At 74.3% G+C, this 1007-nt stretch carries 1 protein-coding gene; it reads left to right on the top strand.

Going from position 1 to position 1007, the window contains the following annotated elements:
• Window positions 1–92: 92 nt before the first annotated feature.
• A partial coding sequence (locus ACYVE9_RS28245) for a nucleoside triphosphate pyrophosphohydrolase (protein WP_461030728.1) occupies window positions 93–1007 on the top strand: 915 nt, incomplete at its 3' end.

A 1007-nucleotide genomic window follows, 5' to 3' on the forward strand; every position in this document is an offset into this window, starting at 1 on the left:
TGGCTGTTCCGCCCGGCGTCGGCGCCCGCGGTTCCCGAGCAGCCGCCCGGACCGGCCACAACGCCCCGCGAGCCCCGCGTTACATTCGTCAAGTGACCGCAACCCAGCCCGCCGGCGACCCCGGCCGCATCGTTCTGCTCACCACCAGCCACCGGGTCGCGCCCGGGCTGCTCAGCTGGCCCGCCTGGCAGGCGCTGCGCGCGGCCGACCTGGTGCTGTGCGCGGACGACGGACATCCGCAGCTTCCCTACCTGCGGGAGGCCGGCGTCGACGTGACGGCCGGGGAGCGCGACGCGCGGGAACTGGTCGACGCCTGTGCCGGCGGCCGGACGGTCGTGGTGGTCGCGAGCGCCGAGGGTGAGCCCCGCCTCACGGACGGCCTGGCCAGGCTCGCCGGCTCCGGCCGTGAGCACATGCCGGACCTGGAGCTGCTGCCCGGCTCCTACGACCTGCCGGGCGCCCGGCTGCTCGACCTGGTCCAGGTCATGGACCGGATCCGCCTGATGTGCCCGTGGAGCCGGGATCGCACCAGCGAGGACCTCCTGAAGTACGGCATCGAGGAGGCCTACGAGCTGGTCGAGGCGATCGAGGACGGCGACCGTCACGCCCTCCGGGAGGAGCTGGGCGACGTGCTGCTCCAGGTCGTCTTCCACTCCCGGATCGCGGAGGACGACCCCGAGGAGCCGTTCTCGGTGGACGACGTGGCGGCCGGCATCGTCAGCAAGCTCATCCACCGGCACCCGCACGTCTTCGGCGACGAGACGGCCGAGACCGGCGACGACGTGAAGGCGCACTGGCTGCGGACCAAGGCGGAGGAGAAGCAGCGGGAGTCCGTCACCGAAGGGGTGCCGCTCGGCCAGCCCGCCCTGGCCCTCGCCGCGAAACTGGCCGGCCGGGCCAGGGCGTCGGAGCTGGACCTGCCGCTGCCGTCCGGTGACGGCGTCGGCTACGAGCTGCTGGAGCTGGCCGCCCGCGCGGAGGCCGACGGCGTGGACCCGGAGACGGCG

The organism is Streptomyces sparsus (genome assembly GCF_054776295.1).